Below are 24,584 nucleotides of genomic sequence, written 5' to 3' on the forward strand. Positions count from 1 at the left end.
TTACACCCGGGAAAATTAATCGTCGGGGAATTCGCGAATAAAACGCTCGACGTCATCCACCATATGGGTGTTGCCGACAAAGAACGGGCGACGCTGATGCAGGCTATCCGGAATAATATCCAGGATGCGCTCTTTGCCATCGCTGGCCTTACCGCCCGCCTGCTCGGCCAGGAAGGCCATTGGGTTGCACTCATACAGCAGGCGCAGCTTGCCCTGAGGGTGGCTGGCGGTGCTGGGGTAGAGATAAATACCGCCTTTCAGCAGGTTACGGTGGAAGTCGGCTACCAGCGAACCGATATAGCGCGAGGTGTAAGGGCGCTGGGTCGCTTTATCTTCTTCCTGGCAGAACTTGATGTACTTCTTCACCCCCATCGGGAATTTAATGTAGTTCCCTTCGTTGATGGAGTATGTGTTGCCTTTTTCCGGGAAGCGCATGCGCTCCTGGCTGACGCAGAAGACGCCAAGGGAGGGATCGTAGGTGAAGGCGTGGACGCCGCAGCCGGTGGTATAGACCAGCATGGTGGATGAGCCGTAAACCACATAGCCCGCTGCGACCTGGCGGCTGCCCGGCTGCAGGAAGTCCTCTTCGGTAACCGGCGTGCCGACCGGCGTTACGCGGCTGTAGATAGAGAAGATGGTGCCGACGGAGACGTTAACATCGATATTGGAAGAGCCGTCCAGCGGATCCATCAATACCACGTATTTCGCGTGCTCGCAACCTTCGAACACCACGATTTCGTCCTCTTCTTCAGAGGCGATACCCGCCACGATGTCGCGGGCCTTCAGCGCGGCCTTCAGTTTTTCATTGGCGAACAGGTCGAGCTTCTGCTGCACTTCGCCCTGAACGTTTTCGGCGCCGCTGGCTCCCAGAATATCAACCAGTCCGGCTTTGTTGATATCGCGATGGATAATTTTAGCGCCGAGTTTTATCGCTGAGATCAGCGCGGTCAGCTCACCGGTTGCATGAGGAAACTCATGCTGCTTCTCAACAATAAATTCACCTAACGTCTTCATAACACGATCCCTGCATCAGTCGGTTAAAAAAAAGTGGAGGTTAGCTTAACAAACATTGAACACTCTGCGCTCAGGTGAATCGCATCAGCAGACACCAGAAAAACCTGAAATCAGGTGCCACTGCGCAGACATATGGGTAGAATGTGCGCCGAACCAAACAAAGGTAGTGATTATGCGCATTCATATTCTGGGGATTTGCGGCACCTTCATGGGCGGGCTGGCGATGCTGGCACGCTCGCTGGGCCATGAGGTCACCGGCTCGGACGACAATGTCTATCCGCCGATGAGCACACTGCTGGAACAGCAGGGAATTGAGTTAACCGAGGGCTATGACCCCGCGCAGCTGGAGCCGCGCCCGGACATGGTGATTATCGGTAACGCGATGACACGCGGTAACCCCTGCGTGGAAGCGGTACTGGAACAGGGCATTCCCTATATGTCCGGCCCCCAGTGGCTGCACGACTTCGTGCTGCGCGACCGCTGGGTTGTGGCAGTGGCCGGTACTCACGGCAAGACCACCACGGCGGGCATGGTCACCTGGATTCTGGAATCCTGCGGCTATCAGCCAGGCTTTGTCATCGGCGGCGTTCCCGGCAACTTCGATGTGTCGGCGCGGCTGGGCGGCAGCCCGTTCTTTGTGATTGAAGCGGATGAATATGACTGCGCATTCTTCGACAAGCGTTCCAAGTTTGTCCACTACTGTCCGCGCACGCTGATTCTTAATAACCTTGAGTTCGATCACGCCGATATCTTCGACGATCTGCGGGCCATCCAGAAGCAGTTCCATCATCTGGTGCGTATTGTACCGGGACAGGGGCGGATTATCTGGCCGGAAAGCGACGCCAACCTGAAACAGGTACTGGGTATGGGCTGCTGGAGCGAACAGGAGCAGGTGGGTGAACAGGGCCACTGGCAGGCGAAGAAGGTGAGCCAGGATGCTTCCCACTGGGAAGTGTGGCTGGACGGCGAGCGCGTCGGCGAAGTGAACTGGCAGCTGGTGGGCGAGCATAATATGCATAACGGCCTGATGGCGATTGCCGCGGCGCGTCACGTGGGCGTCGCGCCGGATGAAGCCGGCCGCGCCCTGGGCAGCTTTATTAACGCCCGTCGTCGCCTGGAAGTACGCGGTGAAGCGAATGGCGTCACGGTTTATGACGACTTCGCCCATCATCCGACGGCCATTCTGGCTACTCTGGCGGCGCTGCGTGGCAAGGTGGGCGGTACCGCACGCATCCTGGCGGTGCTGGAGCCGCGATCCAATACCATGAAGATGGGCGTGAGCAAGGACGATCTGGCCCCTTCACTGGGCCGTGCCGACGAAGTCTTTCTGTATCAGCCGCACCACATCCCGTGGCAGGTTTCCGAAGTGGCGGATGCCTGCATCCAGCCTGCGCACTGGAGCGCTGACGTTGATGCGTTGGTGGAGATGGTGGTGAAAAGCGCCCAGCCGGGCGATTACATTCTGGTGATGAGCAACGGCGGTTTTGGCGGCATCCATCAGAAGCTGCTGGATGCCCTGGACGCCAAAGCGCAGCAGGCGTAATTCTGCATTGATCCCCTCTCCCTTTGGGAGAGGGCCGGGGTGAGGGGAGCAGGCAATGACTATTCCTCTGCCAGTTCCCGCAGATACTGGAAAATCTGGCGAGACGCCTTCGGCGGCTTGTTGGCCGCTTTCTCTTTCTTCGCGTTGCGGATAAGCGTACGCAACTGTTGACGGTCCGCATGGGGCCACAGATTCAGCACCTCGGTCATGGCCTCGTCGCCTTCATCCACCAGCCTGTCGCGCAACGCTTCCAGCTTGTGGAACAGCGCCACCTGCTGGTTATGGCGGTTTTTCAGTTTATCCAGCGCCTGACGGATGGGGTCCACATCGCGGCTGCGCAGCATCTTACCTATCAGCTGTAGCTGGCGGCGGCGGCCCTCTTTCTTAATCCGCTGGGCCAGTTCAATGGCGTCGCGCAACTCATCGTCCAGTGGGATCTTATCCAGGGCGTTTTTCCCCAGGTCGACCATCTCGGCGCCCAGACGTTTCAGCTCTTCGGCGTCGCGCTTAATTTCGCTTTTGCTGACCCAGATTATCTCGTCGTCATCGTCATTCTCGTCGCCGGGCACATCGTCGAGCCACTCTTCTTCATGCTGTTTCGTCATCTCAGGCTCCTCAAAAAAAGAGGCTAATACTAGCAAAGAGTTCTCTGTTAGACTCAAAAAAGACGTCTTTAATTTTCCTGTGGTTAGGCACGCCGTCGGCGTGACTCTGACCCACACCTTACATTATGGCATTGGCGATGAAAGTAATCACTCAGGTAGCGCAACAACGTAAAGCACTGGAACAGGCCGTGACGCAGGCGCTGGAGCTGGCGGCACAGCGTACGGACGGCGCGGAAGTGGCAGTGACCAAAACCACTGGTATTAGCGTCAGCACCCGCTACGGTGAGGTGGAGAACGTTGAGTTCAACAGCGATGGCGCGCTGGGCATTACCGTCTATCACCAGAACCGTAAAGGCAGCGCTTCGTCCACGGATCTGAGCCCGGAGGCTATCGACAGGACCGTGCAGGCGGCTATCGATATCGCCCGCTATACCTCGCCGGACCCCTGTGCGGGCGTGGCGGAAAAGGATCTGCTGGCCTTTGAAGCGCCGGATCTTGACCTGTTCCACCCGGCAGAGATCGACCCCGAGCAGGCTATCGAGCTGGCGGCGCGCGCCGAGAATTCGGCCCTGAAAGTGGATAAACGTATTACCAATACTGAAGGCGGCAGCTTTAACAGCCACTACGGCATTAAGGTGTTCGGCAACAGCCACGGCATGTTGCAGAGCTACTGCTCGTCGCGCCATTCGCTGTCCAGTTGCGTGATTGGCGAAGAGAATGGCAGCATGGAACGCGATTACGCGTATTCCATCTCCCGCGAGCTGGATGCCCTGAAGAGCCCGGAGTGGGTGGGTGAAGAGTGCGCACGTCGTACCCTGGCGCGCCTGGCGCCGCGTAAACTCTCTACTATGAAAGCGCCGGTGATCTTTGCGCCGGAAGTGGCGACGGGTCTGTTCGGTCACCTGGTCGGGGCCATTAGCGGCGGCGCGGTTTACCGTAAATCAACCTTCCTGCTGGATGTGCTGGGCCAGCAAATTCTGCCGGACTGGCTCACCATTGAAGAGCATCCCCATCTGCTTAAGGGGCTGGCTTCCACACCTTTCGATAGCGAAGGAGTGGCGACCAGACAGCGCGATATCGTGAAAGACGGCGTGTTGCAGCAGTGGCTGCTGACCAGTTACTCCGCCCGTAAGCTGGGGCTGCACAGCACCGGCCACGCCGGGGGGATCCATAACTGGCACATTGCGGGCCACGGCCTGGATTTTGACGGTATGCTCAAAGAGATGGGCACCGGGCTGGTGGTGACCGAACTGATGGGCCAGGGCGTGAGCGCCATTACCGGCGACTATTCCCGCGGCGCCGCCGGTTTCTGGGTGGAAAACGGTGAAATTCAGTATCCGGTGAGTGAAATCACCATTGCCGGTAACCTGAAGGATATGTGGCGCAATATCGTCACCACCGGCGACGATATCGAAACCCGTAGCAATATTCAGTGTGGTTCGGTGCTGCTGCCGGAGATGAAAATCGCCGGGCAGTAAGCTCCCACTCCCTAAAGGCCGCCTGTGCGGCCTTTTTTATAAATAAAAAAACCGAAGAGGAAGCAAGCAATGCGAAAACCTGTCATCGCTCTGTTGACCGCCAGCGTACTGCTGGCCACCAGCGCCAGCGTACTGGCGCGGGATCTGGAAGAGGATATGGATATCCTGAACGACAGCTATAAAGCGGTGCTGAAAACCGACTCCCTTAGCGAGATGAAAACCGAGCTGACCACCATGCGTGCAGCGGCGATGGATGCCATGAAAGCCACGCCGCCGAAGCTGGAAGGCAAAGCGCCGGATAGCCCGGAAATCCAGGAATATCATAAGGGACTGACGCTGCTGGTCGGCCAGATAGACGGCGCCCTGAAGTTGGCGGACGCAGGCAAACTGCCGGAAGCTCGGGCGGCGGCTGAAGAGTTTAAGCAGACCCGTAATACTTATCACAAGAAGTTTCGCTGATCTGCCAGACTCGAATAATCCAGGAGGAGAATGTGGGTAATTTCAGGGGATTGACTCAGGGTGGTCTGAACTTTCTGCAACAGCTCAGCCACAACAATAATAAGGAATGGTTTAGCGAAAACCGTGAGGTCTATGACCGGCAGATTATTGCTCCGCTGCGCGATCTGGTGGACGACCTGGCCGCCGATATGCTGGCTATTGACGATCAATTCGAAGTGCGCCCTTCGGTGACCAAAACCATTTCGCGCATCCATCGCGATACCCGCTTCTCGCTGGATAAATCCCCTTATCGCAGCAACGTCTGGATTGTCTTCAAACGCCCGCGCAAGGTGTGGACCGATTCGCCGGTTTTCTTTTTCGAATTCGCCAGCGACAACTGGCGTTTCGGCATGGGCTATTACAGCGCCTCGCGCGAAACCATGAATCGCCTGCGCGAGCATATCGCCGACAACCCGCGCAGTTTCCTGCAAATGGCCGGCAAGATCCGCAAACATTTCGATTTGGAAGGGGAATCCTACAAGCGGCCGCTGGTAAAAAATCAGGCTCCGGAGCTGGCGGAATGGGCCAACCGTAAAACCTTTGCGCTAATAGACCAGCGTTACGATATGGCGCCGCTGTTTTCCGACCGGTTGCCAGGACTGCTTCGCGATGGCTTCCGGCGCCTGGAGCCGCTGTATCAGCTGTTGGTGCAACTGGAGTCGCGCTAACCCTACAACCCCAACTCGCTCAGCCCCGGATGATCGTCCGGCCGACGCCCCAGAGGCCAGCGGAACAGCCGTTCGGCCTCGTTAATCGCCAGATCGTTGATGCTGGCATGGCGCTGGCGCATCAGGCCGTTTTCATCGAACGCCCAGTTCTCATTGCCGTAGGAACGAAACCAGTTGCCGTGCTCGTCATGCCATTCATAGGCAAAGCGAACCGCGATACGCTCTTCCCCAAAGGCCCATAGTTCTTTAATCAGACGGTATTCCCGCTCTTTCTGCCACTTACGGGTCAGAAAATCTATCACCTGCTGGCGACCATCGATAAATTCATTACGGTTGCGCCAGACGGTATCTGTCGTATAGGCCAGCGCGACCCGGCCAGGATCCCGGGTATTCCAGGCATCTTCGGCCAGTCGAACTTTAGTGATGGCGGTTTCAGAGGTAAAAGGGGGCAGGGGAGGTCGCTGTGGATCGGTCATATTGTGGCTACCTTTGGTTGGGGGTTTTGCTATCAAAGGTAGCCGGAATGGCGCGTAAGAGAAAGCGCGGAGGGTCAGAACAAATAGCGCGCGCCCAGCACCACTTCGCTGGAAACCAGCCGCGCCTTCATCTGTTCGTCCTTCAGGCCGCGGGCGTTGGTGAATCGGTTATAGCCGCTTTCCACCTTACCCATATCGATATAGCGGTAGCCCAGATCCAGGGTCAGACGCTCAATGGGGCTGTAGCTGACGCCTGCGCCCAGCGACCAGGCGAAATTATCCTGGGTCGAATCCGCGTAGTCGCGCGAAGGGTTACCCTGCCAGCCGTCGACCTTTACCCGGGCGATCCCGATACCCGCGGTGCCGTACAGCGCAAAACCGTAACCGAGCTGATAGTCGCGATATACGTTCAGCATCAGGCGGCTGACGTCGGTCTTCATGTGGTTAAAGCTGTCCGGAAAGGCGGTGGAGCCGCTGGTGTACTCTGACTCCTTACGCAGTACATATTCCCCTTCGGTACGCCATCCGTTGCCGAACTGATACCCTACGGCGAAGGCGCCATTGTAGAACCGTTCTCTCTCATGGCCGCTGACGAACTGGCCAACGCCGGGGCGGCTGCTGGAATCCATCTCGCGGGCCGATTGATCGGCATGAAACAGCCGGGCCGCGCCGTAATAGCCTTCGCTGGCAAAAACGCTAAGCGGCAGGGCTGTCAGCAACAGAACAGAAGCAAACGCATTGATTTTCATCAGAGTTCCCTGTTCCGTGGGGATTAACCCGCATTAATCTGCTTCTGAACCGCGTCCAGCGCCTGCTGGGCGCACTGCTCGTCCAGATGACCGCCGGGTGCGCCAGCCACGCCGATGGCGCCAATCGTCTGCTGGCCCACTTTCACCGGCAGGCCGCCGCCCAGCAGCAGGAAGCCGGGAATATCTTTCAGATTGGCGGCGCCCGCGTTTTGCTGGGCGTTTTTCATTACCGCGCTGGTGGCATTACGGGTGGTCAGGGCGGTAAAGGCCTTCATCCTGCTGCCGTCGATGGTGTGGGGCCCGGCATTATCCATCCGTTTAACGGTTCTGATAACGCCCGCGTTATCCACTACGGTGACCGCCACGTTATAGTTCTGCGCGCTGCAGGACTGAATGGCCGCAGCGGCCAGTTGGTCGGCCAGTTCAAGGGAGAGATTCTTTTCGCTCAGCACGTTAGCGGCAAAAGCGGGGGCAGCGGCAAGGCTTGCGACCAGCGCGCCGGTGAACACCAGAGATTTCATCACGATCCTGACTCCTTGTTGATCTGTTGTCGTCAGGAACAGCCTAAACGGGGGCGCGAGTCAGCACTATTCGGTTGAATACCAGGGAGACTGGGTAATTTTACCTGGTGCCGCCCTCTTCGGGCGGGGTCAGCCCGCCATACAGGCGAATCAGCTTCGCCAGCGAATTGACCCCCAGCCGGGCAAAGGCGTTGGCCCGGTGGGCCTCCACGGTGCGGGGAGAAAGTTCCAGCTCCCGGGCGATCTCCTTATTCGCTTTGCCTTCCACAATCAGGGCGATGACCTCCTGTTCCCGGGCCGATAGCGTGGCGAGCCGGGTTTGCAGTTCGGCGGTTTTTTGCTGCTGTTGCAGGCTCTGGCGGCGCTGCTCCATGGCCGCCCCTACGGTGTCGAACAGCGTGTCGGCATCGATAGGCTTGGTCAGAAATTCAAAGGCGCCGTTCTTAAAGGCCCGGCGGCACAGGTCGATATTGCCGTGGCCGGTCATGATGATCACCGGAATGGTCAGCCCCTGGCCACGCCACTCCTCAAGCAGCGTCATACCGGTTTTGCCCGGCATGCGGATATCCAGCAGCAGACAGCCGGAAAGCGCGGGCAGATCCGTGACTGCGGCCTGAAACTGCTGCACGCTGGCGAAGGTTTCGGTCTGCCAGCCCACCGTTGCCAGCAGTGCGCTCAGGGAGCAGCGAATCGCCTCATCATCATCAATCAGATATATACGCTGTTGCATCAGGCCTCCGTGGTTTTAAGGGGCAGCCATACCGTAAAGCAGGCGCCCTGGCCGGTGATATTGCGCACGCTAATAGTGCCGTTCAACCGCTGTACCAGGGTTTCGGTTAACGCCATACCCAGACCGAGCCCCTGCTCGCGGGTGGTGAAAAAGGGCATAAACACCTGCTCCAGCGCCTGTTCCGACAGCCCCGGCCCGCCATCGCTCACCTCAATGGCGACGCCATCGCGTTCCTGCCGGGCGGCAATGGCTACCCAGGCCTCGCCCGTGGTCATTCCCTGCTGGGCCTGAATGGCGTTACTGAGCAGATTATGCAGGATCTGCTCGATATACAGCGGAACGGCGACGACAGCCGGCAAATCATCTGGGATCCGGGCGATCGGTTTAACCCTGCCTTGACGCAGTTCGGTTTCCAGTAGCTGAGCGGTATGGCGCCAGATGCGGGCCAGATTTACCGGCTGCGGCGGTACCTGCTCGCTGCCCAGGCGCTGGCGGAAAACCTGGATCAGTTCGGCTACCCGTTTAATTTGTACCACGGCGGCGTCCAGGAGCGGGGCGGCGTTTTGCGGCTGCTGCTGGTTAATCAGGCGCAGTGCCGCCTGGTTATAGCTCAGAGTCGCAGTCAGCGGTTGGTTCAGCTCGTGGGCCAGTCCGGCGGCGATCTCGCCCAGCGCGTTCAGGCGCGTCAGCTCCGAAAAACGGGCGCGCAGATCTGCCAGCTCGCGCTGGCGCTTCTGGCGCCGGTACTGACTGCTAAAGTAAATCGCCGCCGCCCAGAACAGCAGAGTCGCCAGCATCACCAGCCACGGCATACTGCGCCAGTCGGGATCGTTACCAGCGGACAGTACAAAAGGCTGTGAAGGGCTGGCCAGTTTTTTATCCCAGCGCCAGTGGAACTGCGCCCCGGCATCGCCACGGGTAATCAGCGCCTGCTGCTGCCAGTTGATGCTGAAGGCCTGAAAGCGGTGGCGATGAAGTAGGGTATCCAGTAGCGGGTTCAGGTCGATAAGCAGGGAGTAGTGCTGGCCGCTGAGCCAGTACTGGCCATTGCCCGCGCTTACCAGCGAACCGGCGGGGCGAACCGTCGGGCGGGGTTCCCAGCGTATGACCTGAGGGAAACGCTGCTGAACCAGCTCAAAGGCGCCATGGGCCGAAAGCAGCGACAGGATCACGTCATTCTGGGCCAGCTTAACCGACACATCGCGATACAAAATACGGAACTGCTCGCTCTGCTTTTCATACTGCTGCTGTAGCGCGTAGTTAACCAGCCCGCCGCAGGAGATCAGCGACAATAGCAGCCAGATTATCGCCCTGACCATCGTCTTCCCTTTAAACATGGCCCGCCTCCGTGGTGAAAAAAGAGGCTTATTAAAGCGGCTATTGACTACAGTGTCTATTCACACTTATCGCACCGTTCACCCAGGCTGAACGATCTCTTCCTGCGATCGGGATCGCAAAAATCAATCGCCATTATTACTATCAGGCTAATGGTTAGCCGCCATGGTTAATTGATGGATCGGGTCGCACGGCGCACACTTTAACCAACGTTAAGCAAATCATAAAGATTCGCTGAATCAGGAGGTTAACAATGTTGTCAGGGCAAACCCCAGCGCGGGTCTGGAACACGCGCCGCACAGAGAAACAGCGGCGTATGGCGTCCGTCCCGGTGCAGGGCAAGGTGCTCCCCACCGAACACCTCGCCGATATTCTGGAAAAACTGATTGCGCCCGGTGACCGGGTGGTACTGGAAGGTAACAACCAGAAGCAGGCCGATTTCCTCTCCCGCACGCTTGCACAAGTCAATCCGCAGAAAGTGCACGATCTGCATATGATCATGCCGAGCGTCGGCCGCAGCGAGCATCTGGACCTGTTTGAGAAAGGCATTGCCCGCAAGCTCGACTTCGCGTTTTCCGGCACTCAGAGCCTGCGTATTTCCCAGTTGCTGGAAGATGGCGCGATGGAAATCGGCGCCATCCACACCTATATCGAACTCTATTCCCGTCTTTATGTAGACCTGGCGCCGAATATCGCGCTGGTGGCCGGTTATAAGGCCGACCGCAAAGGTAATCTCTACACCGGGCCGAGCACCGAAGATACTCCGGCGCTGATTGAAGCCGCCTCGTTCCATGACGGCATCGTTATCGCCCAGGTTAACGAGCTGGTGGATGATGAGACCGACCTGCCGCGCGTGGATATTCCGGGCTCCTGGATTGACTACGTGGTGGTGGCGGATAAGCCGTTCTTTATTGAACCGCTGTTCACCCGCGACCCGCGCCTGATTAAGCAGGAACATATCCTGATGGCGATGATGGCCATCAAAGGGATCTACGCTGAACACCAGGTGCAGTCCCTGAACCACGGCATCGGCTTTAACACCGCTGCCATCGAACTGCTGCTGCCGACTTACGGCGAACAGTTAGGCCTGAAAGGCAAAATCTGTAAGCACTGGACCCTGAACCCGCATCCAACGCTGATCCCCGCCATTGAAAGCGGTTGGGTGGAAAGCGTGCACTGCTTCGGCGGCGAACTGGGGATGGAAGAGTATATCCGGGCGCGCCCCGATGTCTTCTTCACCGGCGCCGACGGATCTATGCGCTCTAACCGCGCCTTCTGCCAGATGGCCGGTCAGTACGCGGTAGATATGTTCATTGGCTCCACTCTGCAGGTGGATGGTCTGGCGAACTCCTCAACCGTGACCCGCGGTCGTCTTTCCGGCTTCGGCGGCGCGCCGAACATGGGCCATGACCCTCACGGTCGCCGTCACGCCACCCCGGCATGGCTCAACATGATTACCGAGCCGGACCCAATGCAGCGCGGGCGCAAGCTGGTGGTGCAGATGGTGGAAACCTTCCAGGCTGGCGTGAAACCCACCTTCGTGGAAAAACTCGATGCCGTCGATGTGGCGAAAGCCTCCGGTATGCCGCTGGCGCCGGTCATGATTTATGGCGATGACGTCACTCACGTGCTGACCGAAGAGGGTATCGCCTACCTCTACCGGGCGGAAAGTCTGGAAGAGCGCCGCGCCATGGTGGCGGCGGTGGCGGGTATCACCGATATCGGCCTTGGCGCAGACGCCAAACGCGTGGCCGAACTGCGCCGCAGCGGCAAAGTGGTCTACCCGGAAGATATGGGGATTCGTCGCACCGATGCCAGCCGCTCACTGCTGGCCGCAGGCAGCGTCGCTGACCTGGTGGAATGGTCCGACGGCCTCTATAACCCACCGGCGAAATTCCGGAGCTGGTAATGAAACTCTACCCACAGACAGGCAGTGAGGAGCGCGCCCGCCAGCTGGCCTGGTTTGCCACGCAAAGTCTTATCGACGAAGCGCGCCTGAGCCCGAAGCCCGGTCTGGTGGATAGCCGGGGCAACGGGGCCCATCACGACCTGACGCTCGCTTTGATGGAGCGTTCGGCTCACAGCCTGACACCGACCTTCCAGGCGCTGGCGCTCCAGTGCTGGCAGCGGCCTGCGGATATCGCGCTACGCCAGACCGTCGGGCGGCTGGGGCGTGAAGGCGAAAGCCAGATGATGGCGGCAACCGATGGGGTGAATACCCACCGCGGCGCCATCTGGGCGCTGGGCCTGATAGTGAGCGCCGCTGCGATGCTGGGCGGCAGTGGCTCGCCCCGGGACATTACCGAAACGGCGGCGGCCATCGCCAGGTTACCGGACCATGCCGCGCCGAAAGTGTTTAGTAAAGGGCTGCGCGCCACCCGCCGCTACCGGGTTCCCGGAGCGCGGGAAGAGGCGCAGCAGGGTTTCCCCCACGTCATGAAACTGGCTCTGCCGCAGCTTCTGCGCAGCCGCCGTCAGGGCGCATCGCAAAGCGAAGCGCAGCTTGACGCGCTGATGGCCATTATGACCTCACTCAGCGACACCTGCGTACTTTCCCGCGCCGGACTACCGGGGCTGGAAGCGATGCAGAACGGCGCCAGAGCGGTGCTACTGGCGGGGGGATGCGGGGGCGAACAGGGCAGGGCGGCCCTTGCCAGGCTGGATAGCCAGATGCTGGCGCTTAACGCCTCGCCGGGCGGTGCCGCCGACCTGCTGGCCGCCACGTTACTACTTGATCGAATTGCGCAGCCAGATTAACTCCCCAAGGGGAATACCGAATTAAGAGGGTGTTATGGAACAGATTACATTGTCATTTCCGGCAACCCGCACCGCCAGCGGCAAAGCGCTGGCTGGCGTGGTGGGCTCCGGCGATATGGAAGTGCTGTATACCGCAGGCGCGGGCAATCAGCTTCAGGTTGATATCACCACCTCCGTCGATAACAGCCAGGCGCGCTGGCAGGCGCTGTTTGACCGCCTGGCGCAGGTCAGCAGCCTGCCTGCGGGCCAGATGGTGATTCACGATTTCGGCGCGACGCCGGGCGTGGCGCGTATCCGTATCGAACAGGTTTTTGAGGGGGTGAGCCATGCGTAATGACCGCAGCTTTATCGAACTGAGAGCGCGCGAACGCGCCCGCAATCTGCTGGATGACGGCAGCTATCGCGAACTCCTCGATCCCTTCGACGGCATTATTTCGCCGTGGCTGGGGCCCCAGGGCATCGTTCCCCAGGCCGATGACGGCATGGTGGTGGCCAAAGGCACCATTAATGGCAAACCCAGCGTAGTGGTGGCGATTGAAGGGGCTTTCCAGGGCGGCAGTATGGGGGAAGTGTCCGGCGCCAAAATGGCGGCGGCGCTGGAACTGGCCGCTGAGGATAACCGTAACGGCATCCCGACTCAGGCGGTACTGAGCCTGGAAACCGGCGGCGTGCGCCTGCAGGAGGCGAACCTGGGCCTGGCGGCTATCGCTGATATCCACGCGGCCATTGTTGACCTGCGTCGCTACGTGCCGGTGATCGGTATCGTGACCGGCACCGTGGGCTGCTTCGGCGGGATGTCCATTGCCGCGGCCCTGTGCAGCCACCTGATTGTGACCCGCGAAGCGCGTCTGGGGCTGAACGGCCCTCAGGTGATTGAACAGGAAGCGGGCATTGAAGAGTACGACTCCCGGGATCGCCCCTTTATCTGGAGCATGACCGGCGGTGAAGTGCGTTACCACAGCGGGCTGGTGGATGCGCTGGTGCCGGACGGTATTAACGCCGTGAAGCAGGCGGTGCAGGCAGCCATCGATAAAGGCGTGCCGGAAAAAGTACGCACCGACAACTATCAGTGGTATCTCGACCGTCTGACCGCCTTTGATACGCGTCAGCAGGCCGACAGCGACCAAATTAAACAGCTTTTTGGGGAGGTGAAATCATGAGCCAGACACAGAGCCGCGGCGCCCTATGGCTGAATAAACTGGCGCCGGATGCAACAGCGGTCGCCGGTCTGTGCCCGTCGGTACAGGCGGTGGATGGCACCCTGGCAGGCGAAGCCGCACGGTTTATCGCCGTGGTGCCGGATGCCGGTAACCATTTTCCGCGCGCCGCACGCGGCGAGGTGGGCCTGCTGGAAGGCTGGACCCTGGCGAAAGTGATTAGCGAAACCATTGCGCAAGATGCCAGCAAAGCCATCAAACGTCCCATCATTGCGGTTATCGATGTGCCCAGCCAGGCCTATGGTCGTCGCGAAGAGGCTTTCGGTATTCACCAGGCGCTGGCCGGTGCCGCAGCGGCGTACGCCAATGCGCGACTGGCGGGGCATCCGGTGATTGGGCTTATCGTCGGTAAAGCGATGTCCGGCGCCTTCCTGGCGCACGGCTACCAGGCTAACCGTCTGATAGCTTTTAACGATGCCGGGGTGATGATTCACGCCATGGGGAAAGAGTCTGCGGCACGTATCACGCTGCGTAGCGTGGCCGACCTGGAAAAACTGGCCTCGACCATTCCGCCGATGGCCTACGACATCGAAAACTACAAAACCCTGGGCCTGCTTTCCTCCCTGTTGGATATCAGCAACCCGGACGCGCCGCAGGCCGACGATCTGACCCTGGTCAATCGCGCGCTGGAAAAGGCCGTTGAAGAGGCTCGTCAGGATCCCACCCTGAAAAGCCGCCTGGGCGCGGAGAACCGTCGTAGCTCAGCGCTGGTTCGCGAACGGATGCGCGCAAACTGGTAAGCCGACAATAAAACCTGCCGGTCAGGGTCAGTGAGGGCGATTCCGCCCACTGGCCCTGTGCTTGAAAAAATAATAACCATCGCGCTGGTGCTGCTCCGATTTTCTCTTTTTTAAGGTGACTACTATGACATACGTGATTGTCCACGCGCTCGCGCCCATCTTTGTGATCATGCTGCTCGGCTTCTGGGCCGGTAAGGCAAAGATGGTCGATAACCAGAACGTTTCCCTGCTCAATATTTTCGTCATGGATTTTGCCCTGCCCGCCGCGCTGTTTAGCGCGACGGTGCAGACCCCCTGGTCCGGTATCGTTCAGCAGTCACCACTGGTGGTGGTACTGACGCTGGCAATGTGGATAACCTGGGCGGTGATCTACTTCCTGGCGGTGAAAGTCTTCAAAAAATCGCCCCAGGATGCGGCGGTACTGACCCTGACCGTGGCGCTGCCTAACTATGCGGCTCTTGGCCTGCCGATTCTTGGCAGCGTACTGGGGGAAGGCCCGTCCACTTCGCTGTCCGTCGCGGTCTCTATTGCCTGCGGTTCGGTACTGATGACGCCGTTCTGCCTGCTGGTGCTGGAGCGTGAAAAAGCCCGCGCGGCTGGCGGTAACAGCGGCTCTACCCTGACTATGCTGCCGGTGCTGATGTGGCGCTCTATCAAAAAACCGATCGTCATGGGCCCGCTGCTGGGGGTGATTCTTTCCGCTATCGGTATCAAAATGCCGGATCTTCTGCTGGCGGCGATTAAACCGTTGGGACTTGCGGCCACCGCTGCCGCGCTGTTCCTGACCGGGGTGATTCTGTCGGCCCGCCGTCTGAAAATTAATGCTTCCGTTATCATTGGCAGCGTAATGACCATGCTGATTCAGCCGATGATCGCCTGGGGCGTGGTGCTGGTACTGGGGCTGCATGGCCAGGTCGCCATTACCGCTGTCCTGATGGTGGCGCTTTCCGCGGGCTTCTTCGGCGTGGTGTTCGGTAACCGCTTTGGCGTACAGTCGCCGGATGCGGAAGCGGTGCTGCTGATTAGCTCGGTACTCTGTATCCTGACGCTACCGCTGTTTATCTCACTGACTTCAGGAATGTAACTCATGATGCACCCCCGTCCCCATGACCTGCTCTGGCTTGATGATGTCGATGCGCTACAGGGTGTTGATGCCCCCTGGGCTACCCGCCAGTGGCGCCCGGCGCTGCCGGTGGTGGTGCGCCGCGACAGTCACCCACAGGGGCTGATTCCGGTAGGGGTTCGGGGGTTACGGCGCGAACAGCGCGCCGCCGGATGGGTGGCGCTGCCGCGCGTTGTCCGCACTCTGTCACCCGAGGATCTGGTGGATATTCATGCGCTGTTGTACTCGCCTTTTGTTTCCCAGCCGCCGGTTCAGGCGGCTGTTGCTGTGGCACAGCAGGCGTGGCCGTGGGTCTGGGGGATTGGCGGCAGCGTTGGCTATGCCCTGGCGACCGGGATCCCGACCCTGCATGCCGACAGCGATCTCGATCTGCTGATTCGCGCGCCCGATCCCCTCGATCGTCAGGCGCTAAATACCTGGCAGGATCGGGTTTCCCGCCTGCCGTGCCGGGCGGATACCCAGGTGGAGACCCCGTTTGGGGGCTTTGCGCTGGCGGAGTGGCTGCGCGATGGACGCGCGCTACTGAAGACTGAAACCGGGCCGCGGATAGTCAGCGACCCGTGGCAACAGGAGCGGTGATGAAAATACTCTTTACCTTTCCCGGCCAGGGAACCCAGCATCCCGGTATGCTGCATGAACTCCCGGCCGGAGATACCACGCTGGAGCAAGCCCGTGCGGTGCTCGGCGATGAGGTCGACACCCTGGACAGCCCCCAGGCGCTGCGCCATACCCGGGCGGTTCAGCTCTGTTTGTTGATTGCAGGCACGGCCTGGGCCCGGGAGCTGATACGGCGCGACGTGACGCCGGACATGGTCAGCGGCCTGTCCATTGGCGCCTTTCCGGCGGCGGTGATGGCCGGAGTTTTGCCGTTCGCCGACGCGCTCCGACTGGTGGCGCTGCGTGGAGATCTGATGGAACAGGCGTATCCGCAGGGCTATGGGCTGACCGCGATTATGGGGCTGACTCTGCCACAGGTCGAGGCGCTGGTGGCCGACAGCGACGTCTATATCGCTAACCTGAACGCCGAAACCCAGATTGTGATTGCCGGGCGCGACGACAGCATGGCGCAGGTGGCTCAACGGGCGCTGAAAAAAGGCGCCAGCCGCGCTAAACGGCTGGCGGTCAGTGTACCTTCCCACTGTGCACTGCTGGATGAACCGGCCCGCCAGCTCCAGGCGGCCTTTGCCGGTGTCACTCTGACGCGGCCGCGCTGCGCCTACTTAAGCGGCAGCACCGCCCGGGTGCTGTGGCAGCCGGAGCGAATCGCGGAGGATCTGGCCCTGAATATGGCGCGCACCGTGCGCTGGCAGGAGGCGATGATCGCGGCAGAAGAACGGGAGGTTGGCCTGGCGATCGAAATGCCCCCCGGCGGCATTCTGACCTGCCTGACCCGCCAGGCGGTGACCCGGGAAGAGGCTATCTCGCTGGAACGCAGCGGCTGCGAGGTCGCAGCCCATATGACGAAGCTGGCCAGGGCCAGAGAGTATTAACCGACAGGCTATACTGAGGGCGAGTTATTCTGCCGGAGGAAAGCGTGTCAGAACTCCACGTTACAGCCAGCGCCAGCGCTGAGGCGATTCTGGCGCTGTTGATTCAACAGCGCCAGATATCAGGTCAGGTCGCAACGCCGGATGATGATCTCAGTATTGGTCCACTGGACGACTTGCCCGGGCGGGCGCCATTCTGGGCGGGTTATTACGATCGGGCGGGGGAGCCCTGGTCGGTATCGGCGGCGCACGCCTGTTGGCAACGATTTCTGCAATCGCTCCACGCTCATCATTCGTCGCGCCTGCTGGTTTGGGGGGCCGATAATACGTGCGATGCCGTTTTTTTACGCCTGGTGTGCCATCAGCTTAGCCGTGCAGGGCATGATATACCGCTGTTTGCTATTGATGTTCCCGGCCATCGCGCTGTAGCGAGCTGTCCGCCGCCGCAGCTGGCGGCTTATATTGACGAGGCGCGTACGATCTCCACGGAAATGCGCGATAGCCTGGCGGATGAGTTTGACAGACTTGCCGCACATCGCGCGTTGTTAAGGCGATATCGCCCGCGCTGCCAGCCGGCGTTTGAGTTTCCCGGGCCCGATATCTTCGATGCTCTTTTGCTTAAGCGAAGCGCGCCGGAGTGGCGTCCCGCCCTGCGTATCATTGGCGATGTGCAGGGCGCATGGCCTGAACCAGTGAATAGCGAATTTCTCTATTCGCGGCTGCGCTGGCTGGTGGCTCAGGGGCAGCTACAGGGGCGGGGGATAGATAATGCCATGCGGGCCTGTTATATCGCCCTGCCCGCAGCTTCAGGATAACACCACGCGCTCGTCGGCGGCGGGCGGGTGCCCCAGCGCGTACATGCGCCCTTCGGCGGCCAGCGCCAGCAGGTTGGGGTCATGTTCGCGGTTGCGGGCAAAGACCAGCGCAATCAACTGGCGCATCTGGTAAGGCTCCGCCAGTTTTAGCAACTGCACGTCCTGTTCATACACCTTCTTCATTCTGCCCGGCATCAGGGTAAATCCCACCCCGGCCTGCACCAGGCTTAGCATCGAAAAGATATCGTTCACCCGCATGACGATCTCCGGCTCGAAACCGGCCACGTGGAAGGCCTCCTGAAAACCAGCATAGGTGGCGAACCCTTCCGCCAGCGAGACGAACTTCTCTTCCCGGTAGTCACGCAGATCCGCCGGACCTTCCTGGCTGAGTTCGGCGCTGGCCGGGGCGGCCAGGCAGATATCGTCCTCAAACAGCGGCAGCACCTCCAGCCGGGTACGGTCGATCTCGCTTTCGGAAATCGAGATCAGGATGGCGTCCAGCGAGCCGTCGTTCAGCATGCCGAGCAGGGTGGCATTCGATCCCATGGTGAGATCCAGCTCCAACTGGGGGCGGCGCAGCTTCATGCCCATAATCAGTCGCGGCACGGTTTCCAGAGTCAGCGAATAGAGAGTGCCGATACGCAGTCGCCCCTGGCCTATCCCCGCCGCTCGCCGGGCCTCTTCCAGACCGCGATCCACCGCCGTGACCGCCTGCTGACAGTACTGCTGCAGCACCAGGGCCGCGGGCTGGGGCACCAGATTACGCCCCTGATGGGCGAACAGCGGGCAGCGTACCTCCTCTTCCAGCGAATGCAGCGCCCGGTGCACGCTGACGCTGCTTAACCCCAGGGCCTCTGCGGTGCGAGCGATATTGCCTTTCTCCATAAAGGTCAGAAAGACCAGCAGCTTGCGGAAGGTGATTTCGTTATCAATTTGCATCGCGATAAGTTTTTTAAATATCAGAAGGAAATAGTGCGCCACATCTCAAAACAGATCATCAGGTTTGCGTGCCGCTTTTACCGAAACAGGGTTGTTAAGTGTGATGTCTGTCACACAAAAAGTCGGATTAGTCCTGATGTCGTGGAAATATGTGGAACCGATCACTCATGGCTGTGCCATTTCCACTTTGAAGTGGAAAACAACTCGCTACAAACCCTGCGCCCCTGCCTATAGGTTAAAGCCATCCCAATTAATAAGGTATCTAGCGTGGAAAACGGAGCGGTAATGGTTAATGAAACCAGCAGCCAGAATGAGCAGGTCGCCCGCCTTGGGGAAGAGATGCTGGCCTGGATTAAGGCGCTGCTGAAGACGCAGGAGATAGTCCCGAACGCCGTGCAGGAGCAGATGCTCGACTCGCACGTCAGGGCAATGGCATTCCGGTCCGTGACCGGTGAGCCGCTGCCGGAAGTGGATGCCAGCCTGTTTGAAGAGATTTCACAGGACTCTATGCGGCTTGCGGAACAAGCGGTTGCGAAGTTCGGCAATCTGCCGGTCGAAGAGGCCTGGCTGCTGTCGGTGCATTTCGAAGTAGCAAAAGATAACGATTAACGGATCAGGAGTAACAACATGGCACAGATTACGGTAGTGATTGGCGATCGTCTGGGTAAAGGTCAGAAAGTGGCTGAAGGCGTAGAAAAAGCCGGTGGTCGCGCGGTAGTGGTTCCGGGCGTGGCGGCGGATATGAAGCTGGGCGACGTGATGAAAGCGGAAGAGGCCACCTTTGGTATCTCTTTCTGCGGCAGCGGCGGCGCGGGCGCGATTACCGCTCAGAACAAGTACGGCTATAAAGCGAAATATGGCATGCGTTCTATCGACGAAGGCGTGACGGCCATTAACGAAGGCTGCAACGTGCTGGGCTTCGGCTTTATGGATAAAGAAGAGCTGGGCGAACGCCTGGTGCAGGCCTGGCAGAAGAAATACGGCGCCTGATTATGAAAGAGCACTTCACCACCACGGTGAGAGTCACCGGCAAAGGCGACGCGAAAGCGAAGGCCTTTGCCGACGCCCTGAGCAAGGTTCAGGGCGCAGTGATGAAATCGACTCCCCAGGTTTTACTGCGTATTGAACCCCAGGATATTGAGGTGATTCAGGCGCAGGTCGCGGTACGCAAAGAGGCGTTTTTATTTATCTTTCTGCGCCGGGAGAGACGGACTTTCAGCGTTGAACTGGATGTCACTGTGACGGTGACGGCAATCAATCTCGACAAAGTGGATTTTGTCGCGAACACCTAAGTAATCACAAGAAAAGGGCAGAGTGATGTTCTTAATTATATTAATAAAATCGCTCATCATCGGCGCGCTGGTCGGCGTGGGTGTGGGCGCCGGAGCGGCACGAATGTTTCATGCGCCCACCACCCAGGGGATGGGGGCGTTTCGTACGTTGGGGGAGCTTAACTCCTGTGAGGGAGACCCGGCTTCTCACTTCTCATTTGGCCTGGGCTTCTTCTTTAACGCCTGGGCATCGTCAGTGGCTGCGGGCGCCTTCACCCAGGACGTTGACCACCGCATTATCCCTAACTGGGCGGCGGCGGTGCTGATGATCAAAAACCGCAACGTCGCGGAAACACTGCACGATCCGAAGAAGATGGCCATTGCTGGCGGCATCATCGGCATGGTGGTTGTGACCTTCCTGAACCTGACGGCATCGTCGGTACCGGAAGCGCTTCAGGTCACGGCTGTGAAGGTGTTGGTACCGGCGGCTAACCTGCTGGTTAACATCGTGATGCCGGTGATCTTCTGGCTGGCGGCCATCGATGCCGGTAAGCGCTCGGGGTTCTGGGCCACCATTTTTGGCGGTCTGGCGCAGTTGATTATGGGTAACGCCGTACCGGGTCTGGTGCTGGGTATTCTGATCGGTAAAGGCGTGGAAGAGAGCGGCTGGAACCGCGTTACCAAAGTGATGATGAGCGCCATTATCGTGCTGTTCGTGATGAGTGCCTTCTTCCGCGGCTTCGATATGAAACTGCTGGAATCCTTCCACCTGGGCGTGCCGAACTGGCTCGAACTGATCCATAACTCGATGAGCGGCAAATAAGGAGCGCGCAAATGGAACAGAATAAAGGTTTCTGGTATGCCGACTGGTCGTTCCCGATCTTCGTTGGCCTGCTGTCCTCCGGCGTCTTCGCCGGGACCCATATGTACTACCTGCACGGCATTGGCGCCTTTAACGAAGTGGCCTTCGTGGCCATGCTGAAGGCAGGTATGGATACCGGCGTCTACGGCGCGGTAGCGGCCTTTGGCGCCAGCTTCCTGTTCGCCCGTATTATCGAAGGCTCTCTGGTTGGGATTCTGGATATCGGCGGAGCGATTCAGACCGGCATTGGGCTGGGCGTTCCGGCACTGCTGCTGGGTTCAGGTTTCATCTTTCCGGTAGCGAACTTCGCCGCCTCGCTGGCGACTGGCCTGGTGCTTGGTCTGGCGGTGGGTTATGTGATTATCCTGGCGCGTAAGTTTACCGTGAATCAGGGCAACACCACCTACGGTGCCGACGTTATGATGGGCGCGGGTAACGCCTCCGGCCGCTTCCTGGGACCCCTGATTATCCTGAGCGCAATGGGCGCTTCCATTCCGATTGGCGTGGGTTCGCTGCTCGGCGCGCTGGGATTCTATATCTGGCAGAAGCCGATCACCGGCGGTGCCATCCTGGGCGCCATGCTGTTCGGCTACTTCTTCCCGGTCGCCATCTAACGTTTTACGGGCGCTTAAGCGCCCGGTTTTATTGAGGAGAGACCCATGTTTGATTTGATCCTGCGTCAGGCTCGTCTGGCGGATGAGCGTATCGTCGATATCGCCATCCAGGACGGGAAGATCGCCGCTCTGGGGGACGTATCCGGCCCGGCGCGTGAAGAGTTCAACCTGGACGGCAAGGGCTACGTCAGCGCGGGCTGGATTGACTCCCACGTTCACTGCTACCCCAAATCCCCGATTTATCACGACGAGCCGGACAGCGTCGGGATCGCCACCGGTGTCACCACGGTGGTGGATGCCGGTAGCACCGGGGCCGACGACGTGGATGATTTCTACCAACTCACCCGGGCGGCTACCACGGAAGTGTATGCGCTGCTGAATATCTCCCGGGTTGGGCTTATCGCTCAGAACGAACTGGCGCGCATGGAGAACATCGACGCCGATGTGGCAGGTGCAGCGATTCGCCGCCACCCCGACTTTATTGTCGGCATTAAAGCGCGCATGAGCAGCAGCGTCGTGGGCGAAAACGGCATTAAGCCGCTGGTGCGCGCTAAAGAGATTCAGAAGGCCAACGGCGGTCTGCCGCTGATGGTCCACGTCGGCAACAATCCGCCGGACCTGGATGAAATTGCCGAACTGCTGGGCAGCGGCGATATCATCACCCACTGCTATAACGGCAAACCGAACCGCATCCTGACGCCGGAAGGCGAGTTACGCGCCGCCGTGAGCCGCGCCATTGATCGCGGCGTGCGGATGGATGTGGGCCACGGTACCGCAAGCTTCAGCTTCGCGGTGGCCCAGCAGGCGATCTCGCTGGGGATCCTGCCGCACACTATCAGTTCCGATATCTACTGTAAAAACCGCATCAGCGGCCCGGTACACAGCCTGGCGTCGGTGATGTCGAAATTCCTCGCCATTGGCATGACGCTTCCCGAAGTGATCGACTGCGTCACCGTGAAGGCCGCCGAAGGGCTGCGCCTGAGCCGGAAAGGGCGACTGACGCCGGGTGCCGACGCTGACCTGACCCTCTTCGCGCTGCGCCGTCAGTCGACGCTGTTTGTCGATGCCGAAAACGACAGCCTGCAGGCGGAACAGCAGATTGTCCCGCTGGCCGCCCTGCGCGCCGGTCAGTGGTTCACCACCGAACAAGGAAAAGCAGAACATGTCTTCGATTTATGAGAAGTACCACCTGAAGCAGGTGATTAACGCCTCCGGGCGGATGACCATCCTTGGCGTTTCCACGCCGCGTCCGGAAGTGGTCGAGGCGGTGAATACCGGCATGAACCACTACTTCGAAATGAAGGATCTGGTGAATAAAACCGGCGAGTACATCGCCCGGCTGCTGGATGTGGAAGCGGCGACCGTGGTCTCCTGCGCTTCGGCGGGGATCGCCCAGTCGGTGGCGGCGGTGCTGGTGAAAGACAGCGACTGGCTGCTGGAAAATCTGCACGTCACGCCGGTGGAAAATAACGAAATCGTTCTACCGAAAGGCCACAACGTAAACTTCGGCGCGCCGGTAGGCACCATGGTGGCGCTGGGCGGCGGCAGGATGGTGGAAGCAGGCTACGCCAACGAATGCTCCGCGGCGCAACTGGCGGCGGCGATCACGCCGCGTACCGCCGCGATCCTCTACATTAAGTCTCACCACTGCGTACAGAAGAGTATGCTGAACGTGGCTCAGGCCGCGGAAGTCGCGCGCGCGCATAACCTGCCGCTGATTGTCGATGCCGCAGCGGAAGAGGATCTGCAGCGTTACTATCAGGCTGGGGCCGATCTGGTGATCTACAGCGGCGCCAAAGCTATCGAAGGGCCGACCAGCGGGCTGGTTATTGGTCGTCACAAGTACGTGGAGTGGGTGAAGCGCCAGGCGGGCGGTATTGGTCGCGCCATGAAGGTAGGCAAAGAGGGGATCCTCGGCCTGACCTGCGCCATTGAACACTACCTGACAGCCGCCAAAGAGAGCGGGGCCGAAATGGTCGCGAAGATGACTCCCTTTATCGATGCCCTGAACACCCTGAATGGCGTGAGCGCAAGGGTGGTCTGGGATGCTGCGGGGCGCGATATCGCCCGTGCCGAAATTAAGTTTGATGAAGCGACCACCGGTATCGCCACCGGCGACCTGGTGCAGGCGCTGAAGCAGGGCGAATACGCCATTTATTTCCGCGGCTACAAGGCCAATGAAGGCATTATCGAAGCCGACGTGCGCAGCGTGACCGCACAGCAACTGGATATTATTTATCGCCGCATCAGCGAGCTACTGAAGGAGAAACAGGCATGAAACTGACCCCCAACTTTTACCGCGACCGCGTCTGTCTGAACGTTCTGGCGGGATCCAAAGCCAATGCTCAGGCGATCTACGAAGCGGCGGAAGGCCATGTGCTGGTGGGCGTGCTGTCCAAAAACTATCCGGACGTGGCGAGCGCGGTGGCGGATATGCGTGAGTATGCGAAACTGATTGATAATGCGCTGTCCGTCGGTCTGGGTGCGGGCGATCCGAATCAGTCGGCGATGGTGAGCGCTATCTCGCGTGAAGTGCAGCCGCAGCACGTGAACCAGGTCTTTACCGGCGTGGGTCCGAGTCGGGCGCTGCTGGGGCAGAACGACACTGTGGTCAACGGCCTGGTGTCGCCCACCGGAACTGTGGGCATGGTGAAGATCTCCACCGGGCCGCTGAGCGCCGGGGCGCCGGACGGCATTGTGCCGGTCGAAACGGCGATTGCGCTGCTTAAGGATATGGGCGGCAGCTCCATTAAGTACTTCCCGATGGGCGGGCTGAAGTGCCGCGATGAGTTCACGGCGGTGGCCAAAGCCTGCGCGCAGCACGACTTCTGGCTGGAGCCGACCGGCGGTATCGATCTGGAAAACTTTGAAGAGATCCTGCAGATCGCGCTGGATGCCGGGGTGAGTAAGATTATCCCCCACGTTTACAGCTCGATTATCGATAAGGCGAGCGGCGACACCCGTCCGGAAGACGTGCGTCAACTGCTGGCGATGACGAAAAAACTGGTTGGTTAAGTTGTCCCTGCCCTCTTCGCAAGGAGAGGGCAATTAGATATCGCTTAATTTAAGGAGAAACCAGGGCCTTCCGGTACCCAATAAGGTGGTAAACCGGTAACCTTCCCGGCCATAGAGAGCGCGTTAT

At 59.5% G+C, this 24,584-nt stretch carries 29 protein-coding genes; 21 read left to right on the plus strand and 8 right to left on the minus strand.

Going from position 1 to position 24,584, the window contains the following annotated elements:
* Window positions 1–15: 15 nt before the first annotated feature.
* Window positions 16–1,014: a class 1 fructose-bisphosphatase gene (gene fbp, locus FEM41_RS08110; RefSeq protein ID WP_138095502.1), complete on the minus strand. Its 999-nt coding sequence runs from the start codon at window positions 1,012–1,014 to the stop codon at window positions 16–18.
* Window positions 1,015–1,186: 172 nt separating this feature from the next.
* Here fbp and mpl point away from each other — a divergent pair, with 172 nt between their 5' ends.
* The gene (gene mpl, locus FEM41_RS08115; protein ID WP_138095503.1) at window positions 1,187–2,557 is read left to right on the plus strand and encodes a UDP-N-acetylmuramate:L-alanyl-gamma-D-glutamyl-meso-diaminopimelate ligase; all 1,371 of its coding nucleotides are present in this window, start codon (window positions 1,187–1,189) and stop codon (window positions 2,555–2,557) included.
* Window positions 2,558–2,616: 59 nt separating this feature from the next.
* Here the strand turns inward: mpl and yjgA are convergent, their stop codons facing one another.
* Window positions 2,617–3,162 (minus strand): ribosome biogenesis factor YjgA, encoded by a 546-nt coding sequence (gene yjgA, locus FEM41_RS08120; RefSeq protein ID WP_138095504.1) that lies wholly within the window; start codon window positions 3,160–3,162, stop codon window positions 2,617–2,619.
* Window positions 3,163–3,287: 125 nt separating this feature from the next.
* Between yjgA and pmbA the strand changes: the two genes are divergently transcribed.
* The 3 genes from pmbA (at window position 3,288) to FEM41_RS08135 (ending at window position 5,806) form a co-directional block, all read left to right on the plus strand.
* On the plus strand, window positions 3,288–4,640 hold the full coding sequence (gene pmbA / locus FEM41_RS08125; protein ID WP_138095505.1) for a metalloprotease PmbA: 1,353 nt from the start codon (window positions 3,288–3,290) through the stop codon (window positions 4,638–4,640).
* A 69-nt stretch (window positions 4,641–4,709) separates the two neighbouring features.
* Window positions 4,710–5,099: a cytochrome b562 gene (gene cybC, locus FEM41_RS08130; protein WP_138095506.1), complete on the plus strand. Its 390-nt coding sequence runs from the start codon at window positions 4,710–4,712 to the stop codon at window positions 5,097–5,099.
* A gap of 32 nt (window positions 5,100–5,131) precedes the next feature.
* The gene (locus FEM41_RS08135; RefSeq protein ID WP_138095507.1) at window positions 5,132–5,806 is read left to right on the plus strand and encodes a DUF2461 domain-containing protein; all 675 of its coding nucleotides are present in this window, start codon (window positions 5,132–5,134) and stop codon (window positions 5,804–5,806) included.
* 2 nt (window positions 5,807–5,808) lie between these two features.
* Here the strand turns inward: FEM41_RS08135 and FEM41_RS08140 are convergent, their stop codons facing one another.
* The 5 genes from FEM41_RS08140 to FEM41_RS08160 all read right to left on the minus strand — a co-directional run bounded on the left by FEM41_RS08140 (window position 5,809) and on the right by FEM41_RS08160 (window position 9,619).
* Window positions 5,809–6,282, minus strand: a complete 474-nt coding sequence (locus FEM41_RS08140; protein WP_138095508.1) for a nuclear transport factor 2 family protein — start codon at window positions 6,280–6,282, stop codon at window positions 5,809–5,811.
* A 74-nt stretch (window positions 6,283–6,356) separates the two neighbouring features.
* A complete protein-coding gene (locus FEM41_RS08145; protein ID WP_138095509.1) occupies window positions 6,357–7,031 on the minus strand; it encodes an outer membrane protein in 675 nt (224 codons plus the stop codon).
* A gap of 23 nt (window positions 7,032–7,054) precedes the next feature.
* Window positions 7,055–7,552 carry a GlcG/HbpS family heme-binding protein gene (locus FEM41_RS08150; RefSeq protein ID WP_138099134.1) on the minus strand — a complete coding sequence of 166 codons (498 nt, stop codon included), beginning with the start codon at window positions 7,550–7,552 and terminating at the stop codon, window positions 7,055–7,057.
* A gap of 100 nt (window positions 7,553–7,652) precedes the next feature.
* Entirely contained in the window at window positions 7,653–8,282 is a 630-nt protein-coding gene (locus tag FEM41_RS08155; RefSeq protein ID WP_138095510.1) for a response regulator transcription factor, read from the minus strand.
* Window positions 8,282–9,619: a sensor histidine kinase gene (locus FEM41_RS08160; RefSeq protein ID WP_241666580.1), complete on the minus strand. Its 1,338-nt coding sequence runs from the start codon at window positions 9,617–9,619 to the stop codon at window positions 8,282–8,284. The genes FEM41_RS08155 and FEM41_RS08160 overlap by 1 nt, the downstream gene beginning before the upstream one ends.
* Window positions 9,620–9,870: 251 nt before the next feature.
* Here FEM41_RS08160 and mdcA point away from each other — a divergent pair, with 251 nt between their 5' ends.
* The 9 genes from mdcA to FEM41_RS08205 all read left to right on the plus strand — a co-directional run bounded on the left by mdcA (window position 9,871) and on the right by FEM41_RS08205 (window position 17,756).
* Window positions 9,871–11,526 carry a malonate decarboxylase subunit alpha gene (gene mdcA / locus FEM41_RS08165; protein ID WP_138095511.1) on the plus strand — a complete coding sequence of 552 codons (1,656 nt, stop codon included), beginning with the start codon at window positions 9,871–9,873 and terminating at the stop codon, window positions 11,524–11,526.
* A complete protein-coding gene (locus FEM41_RS08170; protein WP_138095512.1) occupies window positions 11,526–12,374 on the plus strand; it encodes a triphosphoribosyl-dephospho-CoA synthase in 849 nt (282 codons plus the stop codon). The genes mdcA and FEM41_RS08170 overlap by 1 nt, the downstream gene beginning before the upstream one ends.
* 34 nt (window positions 12,375–12,408) lie before the next feature.
* Window positions 12,409–12,708: a malonate decarboxylase acyl carrier protein gene (gene mdcC / locus FEM41_RS08175; protein ID WP_138095513.1), complete on the plus strand. Its 300-nt coding sequence runs from the start codon at window positions 12,409–12,411 to the stop codon at window positions 12,706–12,708.
* Window positions 12,701–13,534 (plus strand): biotin-independent malonate decarboxylase subunit beta, encoded by an 834-nt coding sequence (locus tag FEM41_RS08180; RefSeq protein ID WP_138095514.1) that lies wholly within the window; start codon window positions 12,701–12,703, stop codon window positions 13,532–13,534. Before mdcC ends, FEM41_RS08180 begins: the two co-directional genes overlap by 8 nt.
* Complete coding sequence (gene mdcE / locus FEM41_RS08185; RefSeq protein ID WP_138095515.1) at window positions 13,531–14,331, plus strand: biotin-independent malonate decarboxylase subunit gamma; 801 nt, start codon at window positions 13,531–13,533, stop codon at window positions 14,329–14,331. Before FEM41_RS08180 ends, mdcE begins: the two co-directional genes overlap by 4 nt.
* 124 nt (window positions 14,332–14,455) lie before the next feature.
* The gene (locus FEM41_RS08190; protein WP_138095516.1) at window positions 14,456–15,415 is read left to right on the plus strand and encodes an AEC family transporter; all 960 of its coding nucleotides are present in this window, start codon (window positions 14,456–14,458) and stop codon (window positions 15,413–15,415) included.
* Between the two features lie 3 nt (window positions 15,416–15,418).
* Complete coding sequence (locus FEM41_RS08195) at window positions 15,419–16,033, plus strand: malonate decarboxylase holo-ACP synthase (protein ID WP_138095517.1); 615 nt, start codon at window positions 15,419–15,421, stop codon at window positions 16,031–16,033.
* Window positions 16,033–16,944 (plus strand): malonate decarboxylase subunit epsilon, encoded by a 912-nt coding sequence (gene mdcH / locus FEM41_RS08200; RefSeq protein WP_138095518.1) that lies wholly within the window; start codon window positions 16,033–16,035, stop codon window positions 16,942–16,944. Before FEM41_RS08195 ends, mdcH begins: the two co-directional genes overlap by 1 nt.
* A 44-nt stretch (window positions 16,945–16,988) precedes the next feature.
* Window positions 16,989–17,756: a DUF3658 domain-containing protein gene (locus FEM41_RS08205; protein WP_138095519.1), complete on the plus strand. Its 768-nt coding sequence runs from the start codon at window positions 16,989–16,991 to the stop codon at window positions 17,754–17,756.
* Here the strand turns inward: FEM41_RS08205 and FEM41_RS08210 are convergent.
* Window positions 17,748–18,695 (minus strand): LysR family transcriptional regulator, encoded by a 948-nt coding sequence (locus tag FEM41_RS08210; protein WP_138095520.1) that lies wholly within the window; start codon window positions 18,693–18,695, stop codon window positions 17,748–17,750. The genes FEM41_RS08205 and FEM41_RS08210 overlap by 9 nt on opposite strands.
* Before the next feature lie 267 nt (window positions 18,696–18,962).
* Between FEM41_RS08210 and FEM41_RS08215 the strand changes: the two genes are divergently transcribed.
* Genes FEM41_RS08215 through dagF form a run of 8 tightly spaced genes read left to right on the plus strand, consistent with a single transcriptional unit; the run spans window position 18,963 to window position 24,457 of the window.
* The gene (locus FEM41_RS08215; RefSeq protein ID WP_138095521.1) at window positions 18,963–19,304 is read left to right on the plus strand and encodes a glycine dehydrogenase; all 342 of its coding nucleotides are present in this window, start codon (window positions 18,963–18,965) and stop codon (window positions 19,302–19,304) included.
* Between the two features lie 18 nt (window positions 19,305–19,322).
* The gene (locus FEM41_RS08220; protein WP_138095522.1) at window positions 19,323–19,685 is read left to right on the plus strand and encodes an SFCGS family glycine-rich protein; all 363 of its coding nucleotides are present in this window, start codon (window positions 19,323–19,325) and stop codon (window positions 19,683–19,685) included.
* A 2-nt stretch (window positions 19,686–19,687) separates the two neighbouring features.
* Window positions 19,688–19,987, plus strand: a complete 300-nt coding sequence (locus tag FEM41_RS08225) for a DUF4312 family protein (protein WP_138095523.1) — start codon at window positions 19,688–19,690, stop codon at window positions 19,985–19,987.
* 25 nt (window positions 19,988–20,012) lie between these two features.
* Complete coding sequence (locus FEM41_RS08230) at window positions 20,013–20,789, plus strand: DUF4311 domain-containing protein (RefSeq protein WP_138095524.1); 777 nt, start codon at window positions 20,013–20,015, stop codon at window positions 20,787–20,789.
* Between the two features lie 11 nt (window positions 20,790–20,800).
* Window positions 20,801–21,442: a DUF4310 family protein gene (locus FEM41_RS08235; RefSeq protein ID WP_138095525.1), complete on the plus strand. Its 642-nt coding sequence runs from the start codon at window positions 20,801–20,803 to the stop codon at window positions 21,440–21,442.
* Window positions 21,443–21,487: 45 nt separating this feature from the next.
* Window positions 21,488–22,621, plus strand: a complete 1,134-nt coding sequence (locus FEM41_RS08240) for an amidohydrolase/deacetylase family metallohydrolase (protein ID WP_138095526.1) — start codon at window positions 21,488–21,490, stop codon at window positions 22,619–22,621.
* Entirely contained in the window at window positions 22,605–23,720 is a 1,116-nt protein-coding gene (locus FEM41_RS08245; protein WP_138095527.1) for a DgaE family pyridoxal phosphate-dependent ammonia lyase, read from the plus strand. Before FEM41_RS08240 ends, FEM41_RS08245 begins: the two co-directional genes overlap by 17 nt.
* Window positions 23,717–24,457: a 2-dehydro-3-deoxy-phosphogluconate aldolase gene (gene dagF, locus FEM41_RS08250; RefSeq protein ID WP_138095528.1), complete on the plus strand. Its 741-nt coding sequence runs from the start codon at window positions 23,717–23,719 to the stop codon at window positions 24,455–24,457. Before FEM41_RS08245 ends, dagF begins: the two co-directional genes overlap by 4 nt.
* The last annotated feature ends 127 nt before the right edge of the window (window positions 24,458–24,584 follow it).

The organism is Jejubacter calystegiae (assembly GCF_005671395.1).
In the GTDB taxonomy this organism is placed as follows: Bacteria; Pseudomonadota; Gammaproteobacteria; order Enterobacterales; family Enterobacteriaceae; genus Jejubacter; species Jejubacter calystegiae.